Genomic DNA, 26,650 nt, shown 5'->3' with positions numbered 1-26,650 from the left:
TATGAAAAATAGATTTGACTATCCGGACAATATAGAGCCATTTTTTGTTGATAGTGACCTTATTGAAAAAATTCGAGGTAGTGATTTTGAGATTGATGAGATTCAAGGATATCAAGGAGATCCGATCTCAGGTGTCGGTGATGTCTATACCCCAGAACCAATAGTAGAATTCATTTTGGATTCAGTTGGATATACTGTTGATAATAACATAGAGCATCAGAAAATCGCAGATATATCATGTGGAACTGGATCCTTCGTGAGGGCTATCACTGAGAGACTTCGTGATCGGATGATTCGGATTGGATATGACCCTGAAACGACAGAGGGTGCTAGACAAATCATCTCTACAATTAGAAATAATATTTACGCATATGACATAAATTCCCTCGCTGTTTGGCGAACAGCTCAACACATATTGAGTGTTCTTGACGATGAGATCTCAACAATAGAAGAGTCTAATCCGATTATATCACTTCCAGTATTCCATGCTAATTCCCTAAAGAAAGATACCGAGATATCATACTCCAAATTCGACACTATTGTCGGAAATCCTCCTTACATAAAAAATAGAGATATATCTGACGAAGATGATGAGATATACAGGAACCAGTATGATTCCGCCGTTGGTAAATATGATATCTATCTTCTCTTTTTTGAGAGGGCAACCGAGCTATTAGATGTCAACGGAAATTTAGGGTTTGTCACACCGGATCGATTCCATCACACGGATTATGGCGAGAATATTAGAGAGATACTTCTTAACAGAACGTATTTTGACTCGATAATCAAAATAGAGGATGAACCTTTCCCAGTTGTAAATGCATACCCGTCAATCACGATCCTACGGAGACAAGACAACACGTTCCCGAATTATCAAAGAGAGAATGAATTTCGATATTGTGAATGCGATACGAATGAGTTGGAGAATCTCTCTAAGTCGTTAAACAGTGATGGTGGATCCGCGACAAACTGCTGTACTAAGATTAACCAAGAAGACCTTGATCCTGATGGTTGGTTATTCACGTCTCCTGAAATAAAGGAACTTCAATCAAAGCTTCACAAAAACCTACCTGATATAAAGAATACCGATATAAGAATCAAAACTGGAATTGCCACAGGTGCTGACGATATCTACATATTGAGTGAAAATGATGCACAAAGAATGTCCACTAAAATTGTATATCCACTGATCAAGGGAGAAAACATTAAGAAAGGGAGGATCAGCGGGGAGAAATACATTATAAATCCATATGACCGAGACGGTAGTATTATCGATCTAAATGAATATCCAGAAGTCCAGAAATATCTTGAACATCATAAGCCTGCTCTTGAAGAAAGATACTGCGTTAAAGAGCAAGGAAAATTGTGGTATGAAACACATGATACTATCCAAACCGACCTGGAGACAAGTAAAAGAATTGTCACACCTGACTTGACTTCTACATCTAGATTTGCCGTGACAGAACGAAAAATTTCACATAATACTTGCTATTCATTTTTCTTTGATGGTGATCTCGAACCCCTAGCAGCGACACTTAATAGTAGTGTATTCGAATTTCTTCTAAAATCATCGTTACCCGAGATGGACTCTGGATTCTGGCGACAAATGAAGCGGGATCTCGTGGGCTTACCAGTTCTATTACCCTCACAGTTTGGTCCAAAAATAAAAAATCAGCTCAGCCAATTTTACCGGAAGCAGCAGTGGGATGAGATTGATGCATTAGTGTATGATGTGTTAGATTTAACAGATGAAGAGATCGATCTAATCGAATCTATTACTTGCTAGCAGGAATTTGATCTGTCAATTTATCATCAATCGTCTGATACAGATCATCAAATGTACCTTCATTAATTATCAGCGTATCAATTTGTTGTTCAAGAGCCTGAATAATACCGAATCGATATTCAGTGAAATCTTTTTGTAAAAAATCTCTATAGGAATAGCTAGAGCCCGGATTATCGCGTTCCAATTTTCGCTGATATCTTAGTAGGCTGTTAGCATAGACCCCGCCTACAAAGATTGAATTAAACTCCTCTCGAATTATTCGTATCTCTTTTTCGGTTCTAAATCCAGAAATGATGGAAATATTATTATTTGAATCTTTTATTTGTTTGCATATAGGGCGGGCAAAAGTACCCATTCCCTTTTCGTCAAACTCTCTCTTTACAAAATTCATTATTTTTCCTTCAAATGAACATTTGGAATACCGGTTCATGACAAAGTCGCTAGCTTCATAATGAGTTCCCCCAGTCTCTGAACCGATGTACTCTGCTGAAGTTGTCTTTCCAGCACAGGATGGTCCAACAATGCAGATAATCATGAAAATCTAGAATCTCCGATCTGGGATTGGCTAGGATCATTTGTTCCTGAATCAAATTCAGCATTATCTTTATATATTATCTCCCTTGTGGCCGAATCCAACGTAGTTTTTATTTGCTCGTTTGATACGCCGCTATTCACAATCGCTGCATATTCCCCCATTCTCTGACATATCTGATCAAATATTGGACGACGGAAATCATATTTTAAAAATTCAGTAATTGGCATCTCGTTATAGACCTTGTTTGTTCCCCTTGGAACAAAATAGAGATTGAAATCATCTGCACTCAGCCAAGAGTACTTTTCATTTTCTTGCTTAATATTGCCATCTAAATTTATTTTCCCTTTTTGTTCATTAGTTAATATTAATGGATCGTGATTAGGTATATTTAACGCCAGACCCGACTCTATCGTAGCTCCCTCACTCTGAGAGAATTTCAGTTTAAGATCTTCTTCTGATTTGGTGTTCCACCATTTTTTAAAGTACTGACCGGGGCCTTCACCATCCATAGCATCGAAAAATACGGAGGTCTGCTCAATAAGGAAGAATATATCTCTAATATCATCAAACACGTCATTATGTATGGCATCTGACAATAACAGTTCCATATCATCAGATTGGATTTCTTTATATTCTATAGGAACACGAACCAACTCCACTCCGTGTTCCTCTTCCAGGTTATTGCGATACGCAAGATAACGAAGGTGGTCGAATTTTCTGCTACTAGAGGTTATGAGAGGGAGGGGAATACTGTCTTCAGACATGGTTATATACTACTCTAATAAGCAGATTAGGTATCCGTGTATAAATTGGTTCCCCACCTTTTTGATTATCTACCTGGAAGATACCTTATGAGAATAGAAACAGGTAGCCGCCTTCACTTTGGACTCATTGATCTAAGCTCAGAATCAAACCGCGTTGATGGTGGCATTGGACTGGGGATAGAATCTCCCGGTGTCATATTAGAGGTAAAAGAATCAGACGATTTGAGAGTCCGAGGACCAATGCGAGAGAGGGTTAAAGATGCAGCAGGAGCTGTGATACGTCGGTATGATCTTCAGCCGGTTGAAATCAGAATCAAGGAAACGATTCCTCAGCACCAAGGATTAGGATCCGGTACCCAGACTGATTTAGCTGCTGGTTTTGCGGTTGCTAGGACTAATAACCTAGAACTTTCTTCTTCCGAAGTAGCTAAGACTGTAGGACGTGGCGGAACGTCCGGAATTGGGACTGCTGTATTTGAGAATGGAGGTTTTGTACTGGATGGCGGACATGACCTAGATGAAAAAGGTGGATTTCTACCATCTGCGGCTTCATCTGTCTCACCTCCACCAGTAATTTCCCGACTGGACTTTCCTGACTGGCATATTAATATATTAATTCCTGATTCGACTGGTGCATATGGCTCTGATGAGGTGTCCGTGTTCAAAGATGAGTGTCCTATCCCAAGCTCAGAAGTAAAAAAACTATCATATACAATTCTTATGAAACTACTACCTAGTATAGTAGAGTCCGATTTCAACCTATTTAAGGACTCTATCGAGAAAATCCAAGAAATAGGATTCAAAAAAAGGGAACTACAGCGACAACCAGATTCACTTTCCATAATCAGAGAGCTTCAAAATAAAGGATATGCGGTTGGAATGTCATCCTTGGGGCCCGCTGTTTTTGTTATATCTCCGGATCCAATATCTATGCCCTATAACGAAATCAAGACGATCGAAACCAAAGCGATGAATCAGGGAGTTAAATTTTCATAGCTTCTTAATAGCTCCTAGAAGTCATTTAAATGTGACCTCCGTTGTTCCATTTTCTCTTCCTCAGAACGCGAGTCATAGTGCATTAAGAGCACTTTTTCAGAGACGTTCGCACGGTCTCCGACTGCCTTCATCGGCCATCCCTCCTGGAGTGCATGCGTGATCCCTCCTCTACGAAGTGCATGAGGACTCTCCGTAGACGGACATCTAGATGCCTCATCGTATTCCGTTGCCTCACAGTCTTCGATATCACGGCTATGCGGACAATCCCCAGTTACGACACAAGGTCTGGTATAGCGATAGCAGTCACCACGCAACGTGGTGGTATGAGCACGTCCTTGTGGTATCGTAATTAATGGATCCCGACCGTAGTTATCGGTCGCTGACGGGCGCGTATGCTCCAACCAATCGTCCAGCAACTCACAGACTTCATCCGAAAGAGCAACAAAGCGTTCACCCCTTGATTGATTCTTCATGGTCGTGTCTGTGTCAGGCCGATGAGCAACTTCTAACGACTGCTTGGCTGGATCGTAATCATCGCAATCCAGTGCGTAGATTTCACCCACACGCATCATCGTGTGCCACATCAGCGTGAGTACGACGTGTGCACGTGAGGCATATTCGTACTTCTTCAGGTAGCTTAGTATTCGATGTGCACGTTCGGAATCCAGCATCTCATCTCGGATGTTGTCGTCACCGGTCAAGGTCGGAGACAGTACCTTCGTGTGGAGGTCCTGTTCGACGCCATCAATCGATTCTAACCATTTAATGAACACCCGAAGTGTGTCCATCTGAGTCTTTTCCGTTGCTGACGAGAGATCTCCCTCCATCCGACGCCAAACACGGAATTCGTGGAGCTGACGTCCGGACAGTTCATTCAGGTTAGCGATGTCCGCCTCTTCATTACACCACCGTACGAAGTGCCCAAGTCTTGACCGGTGGGAGTAGATCGTCGCTTGGGAGACGCTATTTTCGCGGTCAACGATGTACAGTTCAAGCGCATGGTCGGGTTTGATGGGTACCAGGCTCATTTGTCGGGCCCACACGAAACCTCGATAGAACACCTGTTTTGAAGCGGCTGATTTCGGCTGTCTCACACCTGAAAGATCGATTAGTTCGATGGTCGAACTTCAGTGGTGTATCGGTGGGATTCGCGTACAGCCAAACAGGTCCGGGTAGAGAAAATCAATCGCTGATTGACCTAGGAAGAGTGTGCTGAATACAGAGTGCCTGTCCAGCAAAACGAAGACTGGAGCAGACGGAGGCTCTTTTTTGACTCAGCACCGCATCTTCTTTCGGCTCTGATAAGATGAAAGCCTGCTAGGTACCACAGTATGCGTGAATCTGTCACTGCGACGGGAAACAGATACAGACAGTAACTGCTAACCAGAATCACCGATTGATTATCAAGCTCCCATTCGAGTCTAAATTACTACAACAGAACAGCCAGTAGCCAGTCACAGAAATTCACGAACACGTCACATGACCCCTGGAAATGATCCAATCGATGTACAGCCCAGCTCGAAGGAAGCTACCGTGCTCTGCGCACTCTACAGGTATGAGGAGTATGGATTCCGAGCAGAAGATCTCAGCAGGTTCACGACACTCAAGACAAGCAGTGCTACAAAAGCTCTCGCTAACCTCTATCAACAAGATGTTCTCGGTAAGACTGACGACGGATACTATCATGCTCTTGATGATGCATGTGTCTCCAAGATCGCCGATGACCTCGAAGAGGGAGAACACATCAACCTCGCTACAGGGAAAAAAGATTATCCAGACAACATGAGCGGAACAACAATCGGACAGGTTGAAGAAAATGACGAGTAGTTGTTGCGCAACTTCATTCTGTGAAATGATTCGAAAGTACTTCTCAGTGGACGACTCCGAAGAGAATACCGAATGAAAAGGTTCTGCTCAGAGCGTATTCTTCAGCCACAAAACCGCATGAAACGGCTGGTCACCGAAAGGTGCGAATTGGACGTTGATATTTCTACCAATTTAGGGAAGTGTTTTGATAGCTGTGCAAGATACAGGGCGCGAACTCCGGACAAGGTTATTTCCAATTCCAACAGAGCGAACCGGTCAATACTGTTCGTTTACACCAATATTTGTGCCAATTATTTCCCAAATCACATCAGTAACCGCTTCACAATTATTCTCGACCCAACGCGGTATGGTGCGTCACCGATATTGTGTTATTCGTCGCTGACACCGTTCGAGTAGAAATCTCGGTGGAACATCTTGTAGGAGTTTGTAATTGGGACAAGTGTATAAGAGTCGACAACATCATTATTCTGGAGATATTCCCGTACATGAGCGTTGAGCTCATTAAGCGAGGATTCCCAGACACGGATCATAAGATCATGTTCGCCGACCACTTCGGCCACCTCGTAGACGAGACCATCGTTGAGGAAGCCCTTAATGAACTCTTCTATCTGCTCTTGGCTGACATCCGTCGAGTAGGAGATGTGAACCTCCGCGTAGGTATAGTCAGCCTTCTTGAATACAAGCAACGCGAAGATCTCGAGGATCCCATCATCTTGGAGGTTTTTCCGCCGCCGTCGTGCAGCAGTCCGAGAGAGACCGACTCGCTCAGCCAGCTCTGTGTCCGATAGCCGGCCGTCCTCATTCAGCTCACGAAAAATCAAATAATCCTTGTGATCCATCGTCTCTTCCAGCAGTTCGACGACTTGGGGGTCCTCAATCCACTCCTTTGGTTCCGGCATTTCAATATCCATACCTTGTATTCTTTAGCCTCAATTAATAGCTTTCTTACAGCAACTTTACAAAAAGTTACTCCGTCTTAGGCACTGATTGTTCCACTGGCTTTCTGCCAGACACTAATGATCTGTCGGCTGTATGTTCTATGAGTGGTACGGCTACACATTCTCCTCGTGTGTAAACGCGTAAACAACTTTTCCGCCAGATTCGATGGTCTGCATTCCACCTGACGTGGCGAACTGTTGAGAGCCGGCGTACGCCCAGAGGTAGCCGTCAACAGGCATTTTGACTGACTCCACGTGGTTACCGTGGAGATCAACGATGTCGGCGACGGTCTCTCCTTCGGCGACAAACTCTCCAGTCGGTTGGCGCGGATAAAGGATTCCGCCGCTGTCATTGCGGACCATTCCGTGGGCACGATTGACACCATGGCCACCAGTGTACTGACACGGAACCAGCGTGATATCCTCTTGAGGGCCTTCCGAGGGTTCCCCTTCCAAGAGGTCAAACTCCCGCAACACATTGAGGGTGCCATCCACCCCAACCCGGAGGCTCGTCTCGTCAAGATACCGGCCGTCGATGAACTCCACCATGAGCTCGGGGATGCCCTCTGCTGCACCTTTATTACTTAATGTCGGGACACGGTCAGCACCAATCGGTCCGGGACCAGATTCGACAATATCGTCCTTTCGAATCGTCGTGATACCGAACGCCTCGGCAGCCCGCTCAACGTCAGCCTCCGTCTCTTCGGTCGGCTCGATGATCTGGAAGTACAGTGAATCTGGGTGGTCGTTACAGTGATAGTTCACGACGATATCGGCCTTACTCCAAGCGTTCTCCCAGATAGCGCTAGCGAGGCGTTCAGTTGTGTTACCTTCTGTATTCTCGACGTTGACATAGCCGACATCTCGATTGTCGATCCACGACCGGTAGGTCGCATGCATAAATGCCAGCGGGTTAGCAACGGGGATGGCGATCACCGTACCTGCTACCTCTTCTGGCGAGAGTCGCTCGTGGATCATTTCGTGAGTGACAGCTGTTCCCTGGAGTTCCTTGCCGTGCTGGGTCGAGAACAAGAGCGCAGTCGGTCCCTCTTTGGAACCATTAAGCACAACCACAGGGATGTCGATACTGTCACCAGTCGTTAGCTCGACACCTTCGATGTACCCCTGCTCGCGGGTCCCTGGTTCCGCGCTGACGTCGCCGACCTTGACGGCATCGCTCATGCTTCTACCTCCGGGGCTGTCGTGATTGGCAGCACCGTCGTGGTACCGACCGCAGCCATCGCGAGTACGGGGTCGACAACTGGGATTTCGAAGGACGACCCGATGTCACCCAGCACGCCTGAGGTCGTCAGCCCGGTGCAGCTGGGCGCGACTACGTCGCAACCGGCGTCGGCTAGCCGCTTAATCGCTGTCCGGATCTCTGTCTGCCCCTCCTTGGTCGTGAGATAGTTGGTTGTTTCCGCGCCTTCAACAGTCTCGGTGGCCCCTAAACGGTCACCCAATAGATTGCGAACTATCGGAGGTGTCCCGCTCTCAAGGCCGAGCGTCCCGACAGTTTCACCCCGGGCAAGCGCAATCGCCGCAACGCTGGCGCCCGCACCGACAACTGGCACGTCCACCTCATTGTCGAGTGTTGACACTGCAGGGTCGAGCGCGCAGCTGATCGTTAGCACGTCGATGTCAGTCGCCATTTCCCGTCCTAGTCGCTTGATGTATGGTAGCGCCTCCTCTTCAGCCTCGACAGACGGAATCCCTTCCGGATGGTCAGGAATACACCGCGACGTCGTCGAGATGTGGGGGAACTGCTGTTCGATCACGCGTCCATGTAGCGATACGTCTTCAGGGTCCTCCAGCGTCAGCACGCGGAGGACACCCATCTCGATTTGATTTTGTTTGGTCATGTATCTGCAGTATCTTCGTTCTTTTCAGCCGGTTCGTCTATGCCGCGGGCCGCGAAGAAGCCCTGCTGGCGCAGGGCGGCAAACAACGTCTCTTCGCGACGATTCATGAAACCGTCAGGCCCCCAGTAGCGCTCGAGAGTCCCGTGCCACTCTCGATCGGAGTCTCCGTAGACACTGTCACCGTACATTTCGTCCATCGCGTCGTGGGAGGCTTCAAGTAGTTCTGGTGGAGGATCTTGATACTCTCCCTCGTGAAGAACTGCCTCGAGCGGGAGCCGCGGGGCGTTCTCTTTGGCCTCACCGTGGGCTGGGACGCCGATACAGAGCCCGTAGATTGGGAGGACACCCGACGGGAGGTCGACAGCTGCCGCAACTTGGGGGAGACCATTCAGGATGTTCCCGATTGGACAGATTCCGTACCCTCGGCTCTCGGCGGCTGTCATCGTTGTCATCGCCGCCAGTGAGGCGTCGATTGCTCCCTCAAGCATCCCCATCCCAGGTACGATGCGGAACTCGCGGTCACGGTGTTCCAACAGCAGCCGGACCCGCCGCAGGTCGATGCATACCAGCAGGAAGTGGCTCGCCTCCTCAATCTGCTTGGTTCCGCGGTCGCACAACTCATGGATGCGCTCACGCAGTGATTGCTCGCGAATCCACACGAAGCTGTACATCTGTACCGTCCCGCTGGTTGGGGCCTTCCGCCCGGCGTCAACCATTTCGCGGACCTCCTCGTCTGGAATCTCTGCACTAGGGTCGAAATCACGGACTGTCGCCCGGCCTGCAAGCCACCGCGTCAGGTCTGACACCTGTGATTCCTCTCCGTGTAGCGCTGGACGGTCAGTGTATCTACTGTCACTATCGCTATCGGTCATCTGTTACCTCACAGTCGGTCACACAACCACCTCACCACCGGTAACAACGAGTTCGTCGTCGAGGTAAACGTCGGGTTCTAGTGCAATCCCGTCGACATGGGAGTCACACTCGATCGTCCCTCCAAACCCGTGGTTGTCCCCGAATGCTACGTGACATGTCCCATAGACTTTTTCATCCTCGAGGACAGTCCCGATGATCTCCGCAGCTGGGTTCGTCCCGAGGCCGAGTTCGCCGACCTGGCGAGCGCAGTCGTCTCCGGCGGTTGCCTCAAGGAACTGTTCGGCCGACGGCCCCTCGACAGATGTAACCGATCCCGACTCAATCCGGACAATAACAGGTTCGTCGAGCGCACCGACACCGACGAGGCCGCCGTCAAACGCGATAGCGCCCTCAGCAGTATCCTCAACTGGGGCAATATACCCTTCACCGGAGGGGAGATTTCCTGACTCACCCGGTTTGCGGATCAGACCGTCACTGGGAATTCCCTTGCGGTCAGTCAACGACATTTTCAGTACCTCTTTACCGGTCTCGATACGGGCTTCATCAGCTGCAGTCAGCCGGTCGGCGAGCGCGGCTGTCAGCCGCTCAACCTCATCATAGTCGGCGGTAATTGCACCCTCGCCGAACATACGCTCGGTGATGCCCGGCATTGTGGCGACGCGAGCGCCTGTCTCCGTTGCAGCCTCCCGAGCACGCGTATGAGTTAGTGACGCGCTTGTTGGTGCCACTACAATATCGGCCTCCCGCATGGCCGCGGCGACGAACGCCGGGGGTTCCATCCCGCTACGTTCCATCGGCGGCGTCTCAACAATTCCGACTTCGAGATCAAGGTCAGCGCCGGCTTCGAATAGTGCTCGTCCAATCTCTCGCTTGTCGGTGTCAGTCACGACCACCAACGACTCATCAGCAACAGCTCCCATATTCTCTGAGAGAACTCGCCGTGCGACTGCTCGAAGGTCCGCCATCACAGCACCTCCGTGGAAGTCTTCCAGAGTACTGACCGGCCGAGTAAGACCCCCGCACCAGTCGTCGTCCGGACCTGATCCTTCATTTCAGGAGTGTATCCCATACAGTCCATCACGACGAGATCGACATCGGTTCCTAGCGCCTCGGCAGCGGGACTGACCTCATCCTCATCAACGTAAGGCGACCCGGAAGCGGTGACCAGGTCAAATTCCGCCCACTTCTCGCGGGTCTGGAGTACTTGTTCGGGCTTGGGCACGAGTACGCCGACCGTACCGTCGTCGACGATGCCAGACGTCCAGGCGTGTAGCAGCTTGCTTGGCTCCAGTACCGGGACGTCGACGTCGAATGTAGGGAACGCTCCCGTACAGAGGACCCCGATAGTGGAGACATCCGCCGCGAGCTCCTGAATCCGCTCTTGCATCAATCCGATTGTTGCACCCCGGTCGATGGTGACCGACGAGCCGTCTCGGAGTTTCGTGACGAATACCGGCTCGCCATCGCGGGCTCCTGCCGCCTCCTCGATCTCTTCAGCGGAGTCGAACCGGTCAAGCGCGCCCGCTTCGATAACCTCGACGTGCTCGGGGAGTTGGGCCTTGATGTCGGGAGTGATGTCATCCCGAGGCGCCTGGCCAATAGTGAGCAGTCCAAGCTTTGTCATCGGCTCTCACCCATTGTCTGAAGATGGTCCATTGAGCCGTATAGCGACTTCAGGCGGTCGAACTCTGCCTCATCGTAGAATGAGGCACGTCCGCGCGTGAAGTCTTTCGCCGTCTCGACGACGAATCCGGTGGCTTCGGCGATCTCAGGGAGATAGTTTGCTCCGGTGCCAGAACCGGGAACTGGATTCATGCTTGTCGTGGCAACGCCCACCACTGGCGCGTCTGTTGCGGTTGCAGGCTGGAGGATGCTGTTGATATGGTGGACATCATTCCCATAGGGTGTGATATCTTGGGCCGTCAGCGTGAGCGTACTCGGGGGCTCACCCGTAACCCGCTCTTGGGCGTCGAGAAGAGTCTCGCTCGGACGGAGGATCCACCCTTGTTTAACTGTCGGAGTTAGCGCGAACCCGCGTTCGCAGTGGACCCGGTTACCTTTCGTGGCGTCGACTGATAGCACCGCATCCATTTCGCCATCAACCTCGTGTTCATTCATTGTGGCCATATCTACGGGGCTCCCCATGAACGGAACCGGATCGTGAGCCTGGGTTGGAGCATTCGGACAGACGTGGGTCGCGATGCGTACGTCACCTGCGAGCACATCACCGCGGGCATGCATCTCCGCGAGCTGAAACGCCGTCGCAAGCGCGACGATCGCACCGTCGGCGTCCGATACCATTCCGATCTCCTCGGGACGGGCTCCCGCGCCACCAAGCCTCCCGATGACACCGAGCGTGTTTGCGTCTGGATCCTCACCCGGGACAACTATTTTTACGAAGTCCGTTGTTCCTTCTTTGCCCTCGATGGTCGTCACATCCACATCGACACCGGTCCCTTTTAATTCCGAGCGGACGGCCTCGCCGTCCGCATCGGGGTGGTCAAGCACATCGTAGGCGCGCTGTATTCGCTCAAACATGATTACACCTCCGGGAACGCGTGTTCGACGACCGGTTGCCCGACAGCCTCTTCGACGGGTTCGAACAACCCAGGGTCGTCCATTCCAGCGCCGAGTGCCAGCGACGATGCCGGCGCCAGTACAACTGTGACTGACTGGCCTTCTGCAATTTCGGCAGTCGATATCGGCTCGCCGGTGTCTGTGTCCAGCGTTGTGATCAGGTCGGGGAACGTTGCGAGCCGCTCACCATCACGGCTGAAGGTCATATACTCGTTCCAGAATGTGAGTTCGTGGCCGTCGACGACGACAGTCCCGATGTCGAATCCGCCAGCTGTCTCCAGTTCCCGTGAGTCAACAGTCCCAGTGATTGCTACTTCGCCGTCCAGCAGTGACGCTACCTCTGCGGCGGCGGTCTCGCCGTCACGTGCTGTCTGAACTGCCTGACCGAGCGCTTTTGCCTGGTCGTACACCGAGAGCGCAGCATTAGACTCGGCGTACTCCGCCGGGACGGGATTACGCGCGACCGCAACTAGGCCTCCGGCCGCCTCAGCTGTTTGACGGATTGTGTCCGCTGCGGACGAAAGGTAGGCCTCCACGACCAGTTCGTGGCGCCGTCCAGTGTCGGGCTCGCCCCCGACACCGGCCTGTAACACAGTCTCGTCGCCTGACAGTCCGATCGACCCCATCGGCCCCGTTGGATGTGCGCGGCCGTTGCACGCCGCATCCACTAGTGGGAGCCCAGTCACGGCCGACTGCAGCAATCCGTTGACGCTAGCGAACCCACCCATTTCGTTGGTCATTAGCGCACCGACTGATCGACCACGCTCGGCGAGCCGGTTCATCACCAACTCGACAGCCTGCACGTAGTCAGCCGGCTTGACGTGGCTGTCAGTCGCCGCTGGGGCGCCGACACCGCTGACAGTCAGAACTACCTCGGAGGGGTCCAATTCGGATATTGGACGTAGTGTCGGGCTGCCATACTCGACCGCCAATTCGCCGAACTCGATACCTTCATCGAGCGAGCCACCGCCCCCGCCGCCGAGGATCGCCCCGCCGACCGCTACGTGTTCAACCCACTCATCAGTGATCTCTGTGTGATTATTGTCGTTCATTTGTCGTTGGATTTTGTCGGTTGCTTGTTTTTCGATGCCGTCTCCCCGATGCGCTCGTTATCAAGCGCTAGGAACGTGTTCGGCCGCTCACGCTCAACGGTCCGGAGCGTGGCGTCGTCTCGTGTTCGCAATCGCTTCATGCCGTTCTCCACCAAGTAATACGCCTGGTCGCGGCCCATCGACTCGAAGAGGTTACCTGCCTTTCCTACTGCCGTCGCACACACCTCGTCGGCCTCGCAGGGCCGCGGACAGGCTGCACAGGCCGGTGTACGATCCTTGAATTTCATCGGATCGGCCGCCGATTCAATAAGCAGCTCGACTGTCCAGGGTTGCCGCTGGCGAGCCCGTCGAAGTGTCTTGATTCGAGAGGAATCCTCAGACATGGTCACCAATCGGGCTCTTCCCGGTAGCGGTCATCGTGCAGGTAGCACCGTGCTTCCTGGTCGTCTCCCAGTTCGTACATCGTGGGTTCTTCACCTGAGCAGGCATCGAACGCACGGGGGCACCGCGAGCGGAAGGCACAGCCGCTGGGCTTCTCCCGAGGGTCCGGGATCTCGCCCTCGAGGTTCTGTTGTTCAGGCTTGGCTTGCTTGTCGGCCTCACTCACCGTCGATATGGCCGATAACAGCGCCCGGCTGTAGGGATGTTCTGGCGTCCTGAAGACGGACTGAACATCACCGACCTCGACAAGCCGGCCTAGGTACATCACTCCGATGCGGTCGGCGACGTTGCGCAGCAGCGAGAGGTCGTGAGTGATGAACAGATAGGTGATCCCATACTCTTCTTGGATTCGCTGGAGTATGTTGACGATGCGGGCCTGCACGCTCACGTCGAGCGCACTTGTTGGCTCGTCTAGCACGACGAACTTCGGATTCAGTGCTACTGCTCGGGCAATACCGACCCGCTGTTTCTGTCCGCCTGAGAGCTGCCCAGGGTGGCGGTACATGTATTCCCGCGGTAGGTCGACCATGTCCAGCAGCTCCTCGATGCGCTCGATGCGCTCTTTGGCATCACCGTAGTCATGGATCTTCAACGGTGCCTCGATAATCGTCTTCACACGGTGGCGAGGATTAAGACTCGACGTGGGATCTTGGTGGACGATTTGCATGTTCTGTCGGAACCGCTTGAGTTCGTCCTCGGAGAGATCGACGACGTTCTGACCGTCAATCCTGACAGTACCTGCCGTGGGTTCAGTCAGCCGCAGCATCGCCCGGCCCATAGTCGTCTTCCCTGACCCAGACTCTCCGACCAGTCCGAAGGTCTGCCCCTCACCGATCGAGAAGCTCACTCCGTCGACCGCTCGGACTTCTCCAGCCCTCTTCCGTAGGATCCCTTCATGGATAGGGAAGTGCTTCTTCAGTCCCTCGACTTGGACCATGGGGTCTGCTTCTTTGCGAGCCTCCCGGGTGACCACCTCGTCGGCGTTGTCAGTGAGACTCATTTGCTAGCCCCTCCATCAGCCACTACGTCGGACCCAGTCTCAGTCCCCGAGCCCTCCCGCCAGGGGGGCGACCCAATGTCGACCCTCTCCTGAGCAAGCTTCTGATGGCGGTCGTGGGCGGCCTCCCCATCAAAGAGGTGACAGGCAACCGTGTGGTCATCGGCTGTCTTCCGCGGATACGGCACCACCTCGCTGCACTTAGATTCGGCGTGGGGACATCGCTCCGCGAATCGGCAGGCTGCCGGCGGATCCGTGTAATCTGGAAGGTGACCTTCAATACCCCCGCCGATCCCACTCGAGAGTGTCGGTATACTCTCGAGTAACCCTCGAGTGTAGGGGTGCTCCGGATCGGCGAACAGTTCGGCTGTCGGAGCCTGCTCGACGATCTCGCCGGCATACATAACATTAATGAATTCGCTCACCTCACGAGCGACGCCGAGGTCGTGAGTAATATACAGAACGCTAGTGTTCCGATCCTCGACTAGTTCGTCAAGCAAATCCAACACTTTTGCCTCGGTCGTGACGTCTAGGGCCGTACCAGGTTCGTCGGCAATCAGGAAATTTGGTTCGGACAGTAACGCGATGGCGATCAACACACGCTGGCGCATACCACCAGACAGCTCAACAGGGTAACTGCTAAACACCCGTTCTGGCGCAGAGATTTCTACGTCAGCAAGCATTTCAATCGCTCGCTCGCGGTGGTCCGCGTCTGACCCTCTAGAGACCTTATCCCGGAGCCAGTCGGTGACAGATAGCCGGCGCTCGCCTTGCCATTTTAGCACGTCGATCATCTGTTCACCGACTGTGAGGACGGGATTGAGGCTCGTCATCGGATCTTGCATGATCATGCTAATCTCGCGCCCCCGACGTGCATGACGCTCGGCATCGGACAACTCCAGCAAATCCTGGCCTTTATATATGATCTCGCCCGCGGTGATTTCCGCTGCAGGGAGTAAGCCCATAATAGATTTGACAGTCACGCTCTTGCCACAGCCAGTTTCGCCGACTAATGCGGCCGTCTCGCCACGGTTCAGCGTGAAATCGACACCGTTGATTACCTCCGCGACGCCGTCGTATGTATCGAACTGGACGTGGAGGTTTCGTACCTCCAAGAGAGTCTCAGCCATTTCAGTTCACCTCTACGTCGAAGGCATCCCGTAGGCCGTCGCCAATGAAATTGAACCCGAGCACAGCGAATGAGATGGCCAATCCTGGGAACACTGCGATCCACCAAAAGGTGGTGACGTAGTTACGCCCCTGAGCGATCATTGCCCCCCAGGTCGGGGTCGGCGGCTGAGCACCCAGTCCGAGGAATGACAGGCCTGCACCTACGAGAATGACGAATCCCATGTCTAGTGTGGCTTTGACTGTGATCGGACTCACAATATTGGGTAGTACTTCTTTGAATGTTGTCCGAAGCCAGTTCGAGCCTAATGCCCGGCTAGACTCGATGAATTCTTCCTCCTTGATTGAGAGGACTTCTCCTTGGGTCAGTCGCGCGTACCATGACCACCAAGAGAACGCGATGGCGACCATGACATTAAATAACGATGCCCCAGTGGCCGCGACAACAGCCATCGCTAGCAGCGTTGGCGGGATGGCCAAAAAGATGTCAGTTGTGCGCATGATGACCGAGTTGGTCTTCCCACCGAGGTAGCCGGCGACTAGCCCGAGGGTGACGCCGATCGAAATTGCTATTGACAGCACGATTGCACCCATCATCAGCGAGATACGTGCACCAAACAACACCCGACTGAAGATGTCACGACCGGTTGTGTCCGTGCCCATCGGGTGCTCAAGACTTGGCGGCTGGCTCGCGCGGTCGAAATGGACCCCTGGCCCAGCATCATCAGGGTACGGTGCAATAAACGGAGCGAACGTCGCTGCGAACACCAGTATCAGTATCATCAGCAGACCCACGACAGAGAGCTTATTCTGCATAAAGCTCTTCGAGGTCCTCTTGAGCTGTTTAAGCCGCTCCTGTCGAGCGGTGTCCTCTGTACTGAGAAACCGTCCATCGCTTTTTTCAGTAGCCATATTTATTGATCCTCCAGTCTAACTCGCGGGTCTAGGTAGCCGTACAGCAGGTCCACGATGAAGTTCGCACTCACGAACCCGACACCGACGACCATGACGACTCCAATGATGGCGTTGAAATCTTGATACAGAATTGCCTCGACGCCGTAACGGGCCATCCCCGGCCATGCGAAAACGATCTCTACGAGGAACGCATTTCCCAGCAGGAAGCCAAACGACAGCCCGATAACCGTCAGCGAGCTCGTGAACGCGTTGCGCAGCATATATTTGTATTCGACTAGGTTGTTCGGAAGGCCGTACGCCCGCGCAGCGAGCACGTAGTCCTTGCGCTGTTCGTCGATCATGTCCGATCGGATGAGTCGCATCACCTGTGCTAGTGTTGCCAGTCCGAGCGCGAACGCCGGCAATATCAGATGCGTCGCGGCGTCGACAAACGTCCCGAACTGGCCCGCAAGCAGGCTGTCGACGAGATAGAGGTGCGTTACGTCTGGAGGCGGCTCGACTCCATCGCTCAGCCGCCCCGATAGCGGAAGCAGCCCGAGGGTGACGACAAAGATGATCTGGAGCACAATAGCGACCCAGAACCGTGGCATTGAGACGCCGAACAGCGCGGTGATACGAGAGACATGGTCCTGCCAGTGATCTTTGTTTGTTCCCGCGATAACGCCGAACGGAATCGCGAGCAGCACCGCGAAGAACAGTGTTAGGACGACGAGCTCGAACGTAGCGGGCAGCCGGGCGATAATGTCGTTGAATACGTTATTATTCGTCCGCAGAGACATTCCCCAGTCGCCTTGAATTACGCCGATCAGCCAGTCGACATACTGCACCGGGATTGGCTCATCAAGCCCCATTTCGGTTTTGAGGGCCTCGACCTGCTGATCGCTGGCCTCTGGGCCGAGCGCGAGCCGAACCGGATCTCCCGGAATCACCCGAGAAATGACAAAAATCAGCATAGACAAACCAAAAATAACCGGGATCGATTGGAGCGCACGGCGAATCAAGTAGTTAACGTATGACATTAGTTGCGTGTAATATTGGAAGTGATGGGATCTGAGGGTGTTTAATTAGGGTTGGCTCTGGCAGCCGCTATTCTGCGCGCCCCTCCCCTTCGCGGTGCATCGAGTGCACGTCCCAGTCGAATGCCATCACGCCTTGGTACTGCCAACCACCGACATTCTCGTTAATTCCGATGCGGTACGGTGGGTTCGCAATAAATACGCTGGGCATCCCCTCGACTACCAGCGCCTGTGCTTCTTGATATTTTTCGAGGCGCTCTTGGAGGTCTGGCGTGCTGCGAGCCTCCTCGAGGACTGATTCGAGTTCGTCGGTCGAATACCACGACTGGGAGATGTACGACCCAAACGACTCAGGGTGGTACATCAAGTAACTGTGACTGTCCGGCGAAGGCATCTTCGCGGTGTGGAAGATATTCGTGATGTGGGCTGTCTCTTCGGGGTCGGTGGCGCGGTCGGTGATCGTGGCCCACTGCTGGGGATTGATTTCCACTTCAATACCAAGCTCCGACAGACCGGACTGGTTTAGCAACCCAACTTGCCGTTGGAGCTCGGTTCCGGCTACGACTACGTGTTCGAGGCCTATCTCGTTGATTTCGTCAACGGAATACTCCGCCTGATCGAGGAACTCTTGCGCGCGATCGAGGTCCTGAGACATCGGCTCGAGATCGTCGTTGTGACCCGCCATCTCTCGAGGGACTGGCCCCGCGGCAACCGCTCCACCACCGATTATGTCATTTACCGCGCTTTCGTAGTCGAATGCGTAAGCGATCGCCTTCCGGACGTTGATGTCGTCGGTCGGTGCCTTTTGAGTATTCAGTGGCAGGTGGAACAACTGAAGTTGGGGTACTTCTGGTACCCGAACGTTCGAGAACGAGTCCATCTCCTCGTAGGCTTGGGTCCCCATGTACTGGTCGGTCATGTCGCCACCGCCCTCACGCATCGTGTTGACGATGGTCGATTGCTCGGTGATGACTGTCGACCGGAACGTGTCGAAGCTGTTGTCATCCCATCCCTTCCAGTAGTCATCGTAGGCTGATGTTGAGATGGAATTACCCTGCTCCCACTCGTCAAGGATGTAGGCACCTGACCCCGCCGAGTTGTCTTGGAGGTAGGCATTTCCGTAATCGCCGTCCTGCTCGTTTTCCTGAACTACCTCGCTGTTAACGATGTAGAATTGGACTAGCGTTGCCAGCGCTGGGCCGTAAGCCTGGTTGAACCCGAATTCGACCGTCTGCTCGTCGCGCGCGGTCACGTCCTCTGGATTCAGGTAGCTGAGCCAGAACGACGAGTAACCTGCCTCCATCTCCAGCATCCGCTTCATCGAGTAGGCCACGTCCTCAGCGGTCATGTCTGTACCGTCGGTGAACGTCACATCGTCGCGGATGGTGAATATCCACGTCTGACCGCCATCCTCAACATCCCATTCTTCGGCGATGTTGGCAGTCGGCTGTAGCGAGTCCGGATCAACCGTGACGAACTCGTCGTAGAGATTCTGTGCAGCCATCCCTTGGGTGTAGTCTACCTGCTCGGCCGGGTCGAGGGTGCCGAATACCTGGCCCGCGATGAAGTGGAAGTCCGTTTCCCCCCCATCGCTTCCGTCTTCGCCATCGGTCCCATCGCTTCCGTCTTCGCCATCGGTCCCATCGGTCCCATCGCTTCCGTCTGCGTCATCGTTGCCTGCACACCCTGCGAGTGCGACAGTAGTCGTACCTGCACCAACCAGTTTTAGGAACTTGCGACGTTCCGTGTTATCGGGTCGCATGACTACGGCTGGTGTTGCGGAGTATTATAAATGTTTCCTAAATGAGAAAATAATCGTCTGGAAAATTAGAAGAATTAACTATAGAAATATTCGAATTTAATATCGGGCCGTCTGGCTGGCCTAGCTACATAGTATATAATCTGGCCAACATAACCAGGGTTATGAATAACTACGGGAGAAATAGGGACGGGTCATCATGGCAAAACGAATACCGCTGCGATTGATCCAGATTGGTTATTTCTGAGAAAACTGATCCCTGTTCGCGGACCGCCGTAACGAACTCCTCGTCGGTTTCTGGATCGTAATATGCCGGAAAAGAGATAGTCCGGTTGTGGTCGCTCGACTTCACGACAACAACGAACAAGAACAGGTCTTCTGCGGGCGCACGGTGGAGTTCAAACTCGTTGAAGCTCTCCTCATCTCCTTCGACAGCCTCCCCTAGCATTTCCAACTCCGATTTTGGAACTACAAGCCGGAATCCAGTGTTGCCCTCAGTTATCGTCGAGACATCGCCAGGGTGGAGTACAAGCGTTTCCCAGCCATCTGACTCGTACTCCGACGCAATTGTCTTGACGTCGTCAAGCAAGTCTTCCCAGTGAATCAGCGCCTTGTTCGAGCGGTTGATCTTTTCGCGACTCATACCGACCCCCTGTTGGCGATAAAAAAAAGCTTTGATATCCGAATAGACCTTGCTGATTATTCTGTATGCACCCACATTCTATCGGCTGATTCAGGATATATTTGGGTGAAATAACGCAGTTCCCGTGCTGAATAGATCCTCTGTATCTCGCACGTGATTTCTGACGGAATGTGGGCAGATCGGTGATATACATCGGTAGGTGGATCCCCTGTATTGACCGATCATTCTATCCCGTAGATTGCCCTCGGTTTGTACCAGATTCGCGCTCTCTATACAGCAGCATCGTTTCGAATTCCCTGCCGCCTGTCAGTAAGGGCATGACCGATACAGAGCGTGTATGCAGCAGGGTGACTGTGTCGGCAGTAGAATGATTACGTACCAGTTCCAGAGATAGGTATGAGCGAACGGCAAGGGCGTCTCCTCGGTATCGTCGGCATCGTCCTGTCTATTCTGGCGTTGACCTATACGGTTCTCTGGTTCGCTGGAATCGTTTGAACTGCGCGACCGACTCGCGCGCTGTATTCAGCACGAATGGCGCAGATTAGTAACTTATTTGTCAGAAATGGCGGTTTTGAACCGGTCGAATTCGACCGCCTCACGCCTGAAAGGTCGATTCGTTCGACGGTCGAACCAGCGCCCGTCGCGCCCGCTTACTCTCTGCCGTTCAACCTGCTCTGAACTCGTTACCAACCACGTGGCGGGAGTTCTTCTTCCGTGTCGATATGTGGATCTCCATCGCCGGACCTGAGAGCATATGGGGTACTCGGAGCCCGCTATTGAAGCACAATCCCAACGTGTAGTTCGGGCGCTCCTTGGATCGCATCGGCCACCACCGATTCATAGACGCCTGACCATTCGATGACGATAGCGGTTGCCCCATCACTGCTCATTCTCCTCCGAGGCCAAAGTAGTCGTGATACCCATAGGTGACGGCACTGAGATTGGTGGCGAGATGGAGGCCAACTGCGATCTCCCAGTGGCCGACACTCCATAAGGCCACGTAGAGCCAGCCGGTGGTCACCAGTATCGTAATTCCGCGGCCAATGCCGTGGAGGGCCGCCCACACCACGGTGCCCGCGACAACCGGCCACAGCGGATCAATCCCGATGACACCTGCGCCGAGATACGCCAGCCCGCGGAACACACCCTCTTCGGTGGCCACCCCAACTATTGCGGCCGTCTGTACCGAGAAATACCCCCACAGGTTCTGTGGCGGCTCTATCTCGGCGTATGGCGCAGTGACCGCAACGCCGGACACATACCGGAGCAACATCTGTGACGGTGCGTACGCGCGCAGGAGCCGGCCGACACGGTAGCCAACCGGCATCCCATGTACCCACTCACGATGGGTGAGCCGCCGCAACACCCGCTGAAGCTGTAGATCACCAACAGTTAACATGGCATACAGCACGACCAGCGGCGCAATCTCGCCCGTCGTAATCCAGTGGGCGATCTGCTGAATCGGGGCGGTCACACGGAGTCCATTCATTCGGACGTCGGGTTTGGCGCGTGGCTGGCTGGTTGTGGGCGATTGCTCACGCGGTGTCGCGGCTGTGTGTGTGCGCTGCTCACGGGAGAACAATATTTTTTGCGGGCGTAGCCGGTGGTTCTTGACGCTTCTGTTGTGGAGTGTCAGGCGGATTCGGCGGGTGTTTTGACCACAGGGCAGCCGTCGTGTTTTATGACACTACGAGTTGCCCATGTCCCACCGGTGACCACCCTTGAATTCGGGCTATCGCACCGTACTCGGTCGTGTTTCAGCGACTGCGCCGTCCGCAAGATCCACAGTCGAAACGAGTGAAAACTCCGACAGCATACTCCGTGATAACCTTCGTTTCAGGTGGACTGCCCTCCGTCGTGATCGATGAAATCGGCGTGACACGGGCCGTAACGCGGCCGTCTTTCCGGGGGTGTTCGATCCCCGCCGCGATCGGCGCCGTGTGCGACAGCGGCGCTATATATTTCAGATTTATGTGAGAACGTATTCGAACTGTCGCACCACCCCCGACAACACGGGGGTGGTACGGCAGATCTTTGATATCGTATTGCTGAGATATTTAGCATACCGACGTGTCGTGGCGCGGCGACCGTTGTCACGAGTTGTATCTGATCCCGCTGCGGGCAGGCGGTTTGTTGCTGTCTGGATCGCCGGGCACCACTTCACCACACGAGCCACGCGGCTGTGGCGTCACTCGCGGTGGTGAGAGTAGCTTTCACCCGTACGTGACGGGGTTCTTGCGGACGGCACAGTGGCTGAAACACCTCGATTTGTGGGCCGCTACGCTCGCTTTTCCCCTCAGCGGCCACCTGCGGGGTGGTTAAGCTTGGACCACCATGTGCTGCCAGCGTCTGTGGGGGCCCGGCCGTGCCCCAGGTGGTTCCACCACGCCACGGCGCGTTCGCTGCCCCCGATCACGCCCGGTCGAGATACGCATCCCGGGCGGCCTGAAACGTAACAACGTCCGTGAGCCCTGGCTGGTCGATGGTGAACATGTCGGGTCGGGTCTGTTCGCCGTACGTTTTTGCGACGCGCGCCGGGCCCGTCGCGGGGTCGTTGAGCGCCGTAATCACCTCGTGGGCGGCCGCCCGGTTTTTGACGATCCAGACGGCCGCCGCCGGCTCTTGGGCGGCGAGCTTGTCGTAATCGGCGGGGATCGCTTCTACGGCGTCGTTGTTGATCCGCTCGGCTTCGAGCGCGGCGACGACGTCGCCGGCCTCATCGACGGCCGCGGCATCAAGCCGCCCGTCGGCCACCTCATAGTACTCTTCAACCCGGGTGGCCGGCGACTCAGGGTCGGCGACGTACTCGTGTTCGAGCAGCTGTGTGCCCACCTCGACCATCGCCACATGAAGGCTGGATTCGCTGAGGTCGCCGGCGCCGGCGCCGTACGCGACGCCCTCCCGGTGGCGCACGCCGATTGCGTCCCGCCCCTCCGGCGTGACGGTATACAGCGTATGCGGGTACCGACAGTCCCGGCTGACCAGCCCCGCCTCCCGGAGCTCATCAACTTCGGCGGCGTCGATGCCAACGTACTCCTGAAGCCGGCGCATACTGTCGCGGGTGATGTCGTACTCCAACTCGGGGTCGTACTGGCCCTGATGCGCCGAGTACACCGCTTGGAGGAACCGCAGGCCGGCGTCGCTGATCGCGCTCTCCTGGCGTTCAGTGTACGTGAGCTTGAGCGGCAGCTCACAGATCGGGTACGCGGCGCGATCAACGGCGCCCGGATCATGACAGCAGACGACCGCCGCGCGGAGGCCGTCGGGTGACGGGTCATACCGGGTGTCACAGCCCGTACAGATGACCGCGTGGCGCTCGCCGTCGTACGCGACGGGCTCGGGGAGCCGGTCGGTGTACGGCAGCGCCGAATCAACGCGGGTCGGCGCGTCGTCAGCGGCCGCATCCGTTGGCTCGGCCGCCTCGGTCGTCGACCCAGTTGTCGCCTGCGTGGCCGTCACGTCGAGCCCGTACTGCTCGCGGGTGCGCTCGCGCAACTGCTCGGAGCGGGTGGTAAAGGTGGCCTCCCGTGCCGGCCGGAACCCGTCACCATCGGGATGGCCCGGCGGCAGCGGCGCGCTCGCGAGCAGGAACGGCCGGGGTGGCTGGGTGTTGAAGGGGGCGGGCAGCCGGGCCAGCCAGTGGCCCCGCTGGAGCGACCGCAGCCGGTTGCCGACGGCGCTCGGCTCCAGGTCGGCCGTGGCGAGCCGCGTGGCGAGTGCGTCATCGACGGGGACGCTCCCCGTGATGATCGTCGAGACGTTGTTGAGCAGCTCCACGTACGCGGCCTCGTCGCGGACCCGCAGCTGGCCGGGGAACTGCGTCGCAAGCGTCACGCCACAGCCGAACGACCGGACCTGCGCGAGGAAGTCATCGATAACACCGGAGCTGACGAGCTGGGCCGCCTCCTCGAGATACAGGTTGACCACCGGCCGATCGGCCGGCTCCGTCGTCTGGGCGCGCCGCTGGAGCGCCGTCCACAGCTTCGAGAGGACGGTCCGGGCCAGCGCCTGCTGGCTGGCCGCCCGGAGGTCGCCGGTGTCGAGGATGACGACCGCGTCCTCATCGATCACTTCACGTAGGTCGAAGTGGGGATCGTCATCGTCCGGGACGTGATTAAACAGCTGGCCGAGCCGCTGGTCGAGCGGGATCTTCTCGATGCGGTTGTGAACCCCCTGAAGGAGTTCGTCAAACGTCTGTTGGCTGTTGGCGGCGACGTTGTACAACATCGACTGAAGCTCATCGTCGACCACCGGCGGTGGCTCGCCCGTCTCATGAAAGCGGGCGGCCGCCTGCTGGAGCGCCCGATGGGTGAACGCGTCGTCGCCGTGGACCGGATCGAAGAGCGCTTTCACCAGCTGGCGGATGATGTCGGGCGAGCGGACTGCTTGGTGGAACTGCTCGGGGCCCATGATGGCTTCGAGAATCTCGATGTAGTGGTCGGTGAGATCCTCGACGGCGGTCGCCCGATCGATCCCGGCGGCCAGCTGCGGCCGGATATCGAAGAAGGACAGCGCCGGCAGCGTCTCCGCACAGTCGAAGTAGTAGACGTCCGCGAGACTCCCGGTCTCGGCGTAATGCGCGCGGAGATACGCTTCGGCGGTCGCGTCGCCTTTCGGCGTGATGAGGATGTCGGCGCCGTCCGTGGCGGCCTGATTGGCGAGTATGCCGGTGAGGAGACTCGTTGATTTGCCGGCGCCGGTCTTCCCGAACCACGCGACGTGGAGCCGCTGGAGCGACGGCGGCACCGCCACGGTGTCGCTGGTGGGCTCGCCGTCCTGATCAAGCGGCTGGCCCAGCGTGAGCCCGGGCTGTTGATACCGGGCCAGCTGGTCGTCGGGTGGCGGCGGCAGCGCCGTCCGGTCGGCGCCGGGCGGGTCGACGGCGCGGTCGCCGCCCGTGGTGAGCGCCGTCCCATCGAGTAAACAGAGTGCGGGCACCGTCCCCGCGTCCATGATGAGCGCGCGGCTTCGGTTGCGGGTCCACGGCAGCTTCGTCTTTGCTGTTTCGTAGCTGGGCTCGTGGACCGCGCGCTCCTGAATTGCTGTACAGACCGGCTCGACCGCGTCTCCCGTGTGGACGGAGCCATCGATCGTGTAGTAGTCGCCGCTGAGCGCCTCCAGGGCAGTGGTGAGCCGGCGGGCCAACCCCTTCGCGTCGGGGCCAGCAATGACACACCGGGCCGACACGCAAAACGCGTGTTGCGGATCGGCGGCGGCGATCGCGTCCTGCCGGCCGGTGACGGCCGGATTGTCCCACTCGCGGGCGGTGGTGGACGTCTGGTCGGAGCCGGTTCTCTCCGGCCCGCCGAGCAGGAAGTCAATAAACCGCGCGCCCATGGTGTCGCGCCCTTCCTCAAGCTGGAACTGGCGGTCGTGCGCCTCGCTGCGCCAGTCGTCGTAGCGCTGGCAGACGATCTGGACGGTGACGGCCGCGGTCGTGTCGGCCAGCGTCTCCGCGAGCACCGCCAGCGGGAGCTGGGCGTCGTCGTCTTCCTGAAACGTAGCGAACGGGGTGAGCCGGGTTTGCCAGTCGTCGCGCCGCTCGGCCTCGCCAATCCACTCGACGGCCGCACGGGTGGGATCGTCGGTGGGTGGTGCGTCCGGGTCGTCCGTGGGTGGCGTGTCAGCGTCGGCGGCTGGGGCTCGTGGGTTGGGCGGCTCGTCGCCCGTGGCTGTGGGGTCGGCGGCATCGCCCGGCGGCGCCGGGGTGGCGCCGTCCGTGGCTGGCGCATGTTCAGTGTCGTCGGTCGTGGCTGGTGTATTTCCGTCGTCGTCGTCCGTAGCTGGCGTATCTTCGACATCGTCGGCAAGCGGGGCGACGGGGTCGGGTGTCGCCGGCGTGAGCTCGTAGGCGTTCGGGCAGGCAGTGCGGAGCGCCTCTTTCAGCGCCGCCTGCGGTGCGTCCTCGATGCCGGCATAGAGGCTGAGCTCGGCGTCGGCACCTGCCGGCCGCTGGAGCCGGAACTCGATGGTGGGCGGCTCGGTGCTGAACAGCCGGTCGCGCCAGCCCTCGGTGGGGGTCTCAATCGTATGGAGGCGACAGAACCCCTGCTCGACGGCAGCCGGCGGCAGCTCGGTGTCGGTCGGGCGAATGCGGAGGTGGCTGTGCTCCGGGGACTCATCGGATGGGGGATCGGCAGCGCGCCCCATACTGTGTGTCGTGATACCACGACCCACATTAACGTTCCGCCGATCTGGCTGTGAATCAAACGCTGCTGGGTGGGGTGTGGGACGCGGCCCACCGTTGGGCTGTGGCGGGTGTAGGCTCGTGGGCTGCGACGTGGGCGCCCCGCGCAGCTGCCCGAGGTGTGACGCTTGTGGTCGCTCGCGGCTGGTGCGTGTGTGTGCCGGCGCGCCGCGCTCGCCGCTGCCGCCCGGCGCGTCGCTCGCGACCGACCATTCCGGGCTGGCGCGGCCTCGCTCCGCTCGGCCGCGTTCCGGGCTGAAGTGAATATGGTCTCGGCGCCAGCGGGAAAGCGCGGGGGGTTGCGCGGCGTGGCTGCTCACCCCCCACGCTTTCTCCGCTGGCCGCTCGCGCCGG

The 26,650-nt window shown here is 55.8% G+C and carries 23 protein-coding genes; 3 read left to right on the top strand and 20 right to left on the bottom strand.

Annotation, left to right across the window (positions count from 1 at the left end):
• Position 1: 1 nt before the first annotated feature.
• Complete coding sequence (locus tag B4V06_RS04880) at positions 2-1,786, top strand: Eco57I restriction-modification methylase domain-containing protein (protein WP_498167895.1); 1,785 nt, start codon at positions 2-4, stop codon at positions 1,784-1,786.
• On the opposite strand, the gene B4V06_RS04875 is transcribed toward B4V06_RS04880, so the two are convergent.
• Together B4V06_RS04875 and B4V06_RS04870 are read right to left on the bottom strand one after the other, a co-directional pair.
• Complete coding sequence (locus B4V06_RS04875) at positions 1,776-2,321, bottom strand: nucleoside/nucleotide kinase family protein (protein ID WP_498167892.1); 546 nt, start codon at positions 2,319-2,321, stop codon at positions 1,776-1,778. The two genes, B4V06_RS04880 and B4V06_RS04875, sit on opposite strands and share 11 nt — an antisense overlap.
• On the bottom strand, positions 2,318-3,085 hold the full coding sequence (locus B4V06_RS04870; RefSeq protein WP_498167889.1) for a non-canonical purine NTP pyrophosphatase: 768 nt from the start codon (positions 3,083-3,085) through the stop codon (positions 2,318-2,320). Before B4V06_RS04870 ends, B4V06_RS04875 begins: the two co-directional genes overlap by 4 nt.
• Positions 3,086-3,172: 87 nt before the next feature.
• Between B4V06_RS04870 and B4V06_RS04865 the strand changes: the two genes are divergently transcribed.
• Positions 3,173-4,081 (top strand): beta-ribofuranosylaminobenzene 5'-phosphate synthase family protein, encoded by a 909-nt coding sequence (locus tag B4V06_RS04865; protein WP_498167886.1) that lies wholly within the window; start codon positions 3,173-3,175, stop codon positions 4,079-4,081.
• A gap of 14 nt (positions 4,082-4,095) precedes the next feature.
• Here the strand turns inward: B4V06_RS04865 and B4V06_RS04860 are convergent, their stop codons facing one another.
• On the bottom strand, positions 4,096-5,109 hold the full coding sequence (locus B4V06_RS04860; protein WP_498167884.1) for a tyrosine-type recombinase/integrase: 1,014 nt from the start codon (positions 5,107-5,109) through the stop codon (positions 4,096-4,098).
• A 451-nt stretch (positions 5,110-5,560) separates the two neighbouring features.
• Here B4V06_RS04860 and B4V06_RS04855 point away from each other — a divergent pair, with 451 nt between their 5' ends.
• Positions 5,561-5,908 carry a hypothetical protein gene (locus B4V06_RS04855; RefSeq protein ID WP_498167881.1) on the top strand — a complete coding sequence of 116 codons (348 nt, stop codon included), beginning with the start codon at positions 5,561-5,563 and terminating at the stop codon, positions 5,906-5,908.
• Positions 5,909-6,276: 368 nt separating this feature from the next.
• Here B4V06_RS04855 and B4V06_RS04850 read toward each other — a convergent pair whose 3' ends face one another.
• The 17 genes from B4V06_RS04850 to B4V06_RS04770 form a co-directional block, all read right to left on the bottom strand.
• Positions 6,277-6,819 (bottom strand): Lrp/AsnC family transcriptional regulator, encoded by a 543-nt coding sequence (locus tag B4V06_RS04850; RefSeq protein ID WP_498167879.1) that lies wholly within the window; start codon positions 6,817-6,819, stop codon positions 6,277-6,279.
• A 141-nt stretch (positions 6,820-6,960) separates the two neighbouring features.
• Positions 6,961-8,028 carry a succinylglutamate desuccinylase/aspartoacylase family protein gene (locus tag B4V06_RS04845; protein WP_498167876.1) on the bottom strand — a complete coding sequence of 356 codons (1,068 nt, stop codon included), beginning with the start codon at positions 8,026-8,028 and terminating at the stop codon, positions 6,961-6,963.
• Complete coding sequence (locus B4V06_RS04840; protein WP_498167873.1) at positions 8,025-8,708, bottom strand: aspartate/glutamate racemase family protein; 684 nt, start codon at positions 8,706-8,708, stop codon at positions 8,025-8,027. The genes B4V06_RS04845 and B4V06_RS04840 overlap by 4 nt, the downstream gene beginning before the upstream one ends.
• Entirely contained in the window at positions 8,705-9,580 is an 876-nt protein-coding gene (locus B4V06_RS04835) for a nitroreductase family protein (protein WP_498167870.1), read from the bottom strand. Before B4V06_RS04835 ends, B4V06_RS04840 begins: the two co-directional genes overlap by 4 nt.
• 18 nt (positions 9,581-9,598) lie before the next feature.
• Positions 9,599-10,546 (bottom strand): aminopeptidase, encoded by a 948-nt coding sequence (locus tag B4V06_RS04830; protein ID WP_498167868.1) that lies wholly within the window; start codon positions 10,544-10,546, stop codon positions 9,599-9,601.
• Positions 10,546-11,205 (bottom strand): AroM family protein, encoded by a 660-nt coding sequence (locus B4V06_RS04825; protein WP_498167866.1) that lies wholly within the window; start codon positions 11,203-11,205, stop codon positions 10,546-10,548. Before B4V06_RS04825 ends, B4V06_RS04830 begins: the two co-directional genes overlap by 1 nt.
• Positions 11,202-12,119, bottom strand: a complete 918-nt coding sequence (locus B4V06_RS04820; RefSeq protein WP_498167864.1) for a DUF1177 domain-containing protein — start codon at positions 12,117-12,119, stop codon at positions 11,202-11,204. Before B4V06_RS04820 ends, B4V06_RS04825 begins: the two co-directional genes overlap by 4 nt.
• 2 nt (positions 12,120-12,121) lie before the next feature.
• Positions 12,122-13,210, bottom strand: a complete 1,089-nt coding sequence (locus B4V06_RS04815) for an S-methyl thiohydantoin desulfurase family protein (protein WP_498167862.1) — start codon at positions 13,208-13,210, stop codon at positions 12,122-12,124.
• Entirely contained in the window at positions 13,207-13,593 is a 387-nt protein-coding gene (locus B4V06_RS04810) for a hypothetical protein (RefSeq protein ID WP_498167859.1), read from the bottom strand. Before B4V06_RS04810 ends, B4V06_RS04815 begins: the two co-directional genes overlap by 4 nt.
• A gap of 2 nt (positions 13,594-13,595) precedes the next feature.
• Positions 13,596-14,651: an ABC transporter ATP-binding protein gene (locus B4V06_RS04805; protein WP_498167857.1), complete on the bottom strand. Its 1,056-nt coding sequence runs from the start codon at positions 14,649-14,651 to the stop codon at positions 13,596-13,598.
• Positions 14,648-15,778: an ABC transporter ATP-binding protein gene (locus tag B4V06_RS04800; protein ID WP_498167855.1), complete on the bottom strand. Its 1,131-nt coding sequence runs from the start codon at positions 15,776-15,778 to the stop codon at positions 14,648-14,650. The genes B4V06_RS04805 and B4V06_RS04800 overlap by 4 nt, the downstream gene beginning before the upstream one ends.
• A 1-nt stretch (position 15,779) precedes the next feature.
• On the bottom strand, positions 15,780-16,688 hold the full coding sequence (locus B4V06_RS04795; protein ID WP_498167852.1) for an ABC transporter permease: 909 nt from the start codon (positions 16,686-16,688) through the stop codon (positions 15,780-15,782).
• Between the two features lie 2 nt (positions 16,689-16,690).
• Positions 16,691-17,710 (bottom strand): ABC transporter permease, encoded by a 1,020-nt coding sequence (locus B4V06_RS04790; RefSeq protein ID WP_498167849.1) that lies wholly within the window; start codon positions 17,708-17,710, stop codon positions 16,691-16,693.
• A 67-nt stretch (positions 17,711-17,777) separates the two neighbouring features.
• Positions 17,778-19,469, bottom strand: coding sequence for an ABC transporter substrate-binding protein (locus tag B4V06_RS04785; protein ID WP_498167847.1), 1,692 nt, complete (start codon positions 19,467-19,469; stop codon positions 17,778-17,780).
• A gap of 169 nt (positions 19,470-19,638) precedes the next feature.
• On the bottom strand, positions 19,639-20,109 hold the full coding sequence (locus B4V06_RS04780; protein WP_498167845.1) for a DUF7529 family protein: 471 nt from the start codon (positions 20,107-20,109) through the stop codon (positions 19,639-19,641).
• 886 nt (positions 20,110-20,995) lie between these two features.
• Positions 20,996-21,598, bottom strand: coding sequence for a hypothetical protein (locus tag B4V06_RS04775; RefSeq protein WP_123113364.1), 603 nt, complete (start codon positions 21,596-21,598; stop codon positions 20,996-20,998).
• Between the two features lie 923 nt (positions 21,599-22,521).
• On the bottom strand, positions 22,522-26,259 hold the full coding sequence (locus B4V06_RS04770; RefSeq protein ID WP_498167843.1) for a type IV secretory system conjugative DNA transfer family protein: 3,738 nt from the start codon (positions 26,257-26,259) through the stop codon (positions 22,522-22,524).
• Positions 26,260-26,650: the final 391 nt, after the last annotated feature.

The sequence above is a fragment of the Halorubrum sp. B53 genome (assembly GCF_059752395.1).
Note: the sequence above shows the minus strand (reverse complement) of the source record. Positions and strands in the feature narration are given on the sequence as shown.

Excerpts from the sequence above, each read along its gene's own strand:
- B4V06_RS04840 (WP_498167873.1), bottom strand. The coding sequence starts at position 8,708 with ATGACCAAACAAAATCAAATCGAGATGGGTGTCCTCCGCGTGCTGACG.
- B4V06_RS04875 (WP_498167892.1), bottom strand. The coding sequence starts at position 2,321 with ATGATTATCTGCATTGTTGGACCATCCTGTGCTGGAAAGACAACTTCA.
- B4V06_RS04865 (WP_498167886.1), top strand. The coding sequence starts at position 3,173 with ATGAGAATAGAAACAGGTAGCCGCCTTCACTTTGGACTCATTGATCTA.
- B4V06_RS04790 (WP_498167849.1), bottom strand. The coding sequence starts at position 17,710 with ATGTCATACGTTAACTACTTGATTCGCCGTGCGCTCCAATCGATCCCG.
- B4V06_RS04880 (WP_498167895.1), top strand. The coding sequence starts at position 2 with ATGAAAAATAGATTTGACTATCCGGACAATATAGAGCCATTTTTTGTT.
- B4V06_RS04855 (WP_498167881.1), top strand. The coding sequence starts at position 5,561 with ATGACCCCTGGAAATGATCCAATCGATGTACAGCCCAGCTCGAAGGAA.
- B4V06_RS04785 (WP_498167847.1), bottom strand. The coding sequence starts at position 19,469 with ATGCGACCCGATAACACGGAACGTCGCAAGTTCCTAAAACTGGTTGGT.
- B4V06_RS04870 (WP_498167889.1), bottom strand. The coding sequence starts at position 3,085 with ATGTCTGAAGACAGTATTCCCCTCCCTCTCATAACCTCTAGTAGCAGA.
- B4V06_RS04845 (WP_498167876.1), bottom strand. The coding sequence starts at position 8,028 with ATGAGCGATGCCGTCAAGGTCGGCGACGTCAGCGCGGAACCAGGGACC.
- B4V06_RS04815 (WP_498167862.1), bottom strand. The coding sequence starts at position 13,210 with ATGAACGACAATAATCACACAGAGATCACTGATGAGTGGGTTGAACAC.
- B4V06_RS04835 (WP_498167870.1), bottom strand. The coding sequence starts at position 9,580 with ATGACCGATAGCGATAGTGACAGTAGATACACTGACCGTCCAGCGCTA.
- B4V06_RS04795 (WP_498167852.1), bottom strand. The coding sequence starts at position 16,688 with ATGGCTACTGAAAAAAGCGATGGACGGTTTCTCAGTACAGAGGACACC.
- B4V06_RS04825 (WP_498167866.1), bottom strand. The coding sequence starts at position 11,205 with ATGACAAAGCTTGGACTGCTCACTATTGGCCAGGCGCCTCGGGATGAC.
- B4V06_RS04860 (WP_498167884.1), bottom strand. The coding sequence starts at position 5,109 with ATGAGCCTGGTACCCATCAAACCCGACCATGCGCTTGAACTGTACATC.
- B4V06_RS04820 (WP_498167864.1), bottom strand. The coding sequence starts at position 12,119 with ATGTTTGAGCGAATACAGCGCGCCTACGATGTGCTTGACCACCCCGAT.
- B4V06_RS04830 (WP_498167868.1), bottom strand. The coding sequence starts at position 10,546 with ATGGCGGACCTTCGAGCAGTCGCACGGCGAGTTCTCTCAGAGAATATG.
- B4V06_RS04775 (WP_123113364.1), bottom strand. The coding sequence starts at position 21,598 with ATGAATGGACTCCGTGTGACCGCCCCGATTCAGCAGATCGCCCACTGG.
- B4V06_RS04800 (WP_498167855.1), bottom strand. The coding sequence starts at position 15,778 with ATGGCTGAGACTCTCTTGGAGGTACGAAACCTCCACGTCCAGTTCGAT.
- B4V06_RS04850 (WP_498167879.1), bottom strand. The coding sequence starts at position 6,819 with ATGGATATTGAAATGCCGGAACCAAAGGAGTGGATTGAGGACCCCCAA.
- B4V06_RS04810 (WP_498167859.1), bottom strand. The coding sequence starts at position 13,593 with ATGTCTGAGGATTCCTCTCGAATCAAGACACTTCGACGGGCTCGCCAG.
- B4V06_RS04770 (WP_498167843.1), bottom strand. The coding sequence starts at position 26,259 with ATGGGGCGCGCTGCCGATCCCCCATCCGATGAGTCCCCGGAGCACAGC.
- B4V06_RS04780 (WP_498167845.1), bottom strand. The coding sequence starts at position 20,109 with ATGAGTCGCGAAAAGATCAACCGCTCGAACAAGGCGCTGATTCACTGG.
- B4V06_RS04805 (WP_498167857.1), bottom strand. The coding sequence starts at position 14,651 with ATGAGTCTCACTGACAACGCCGACGAGGTGGTCACCCGGGAGGCTCGC.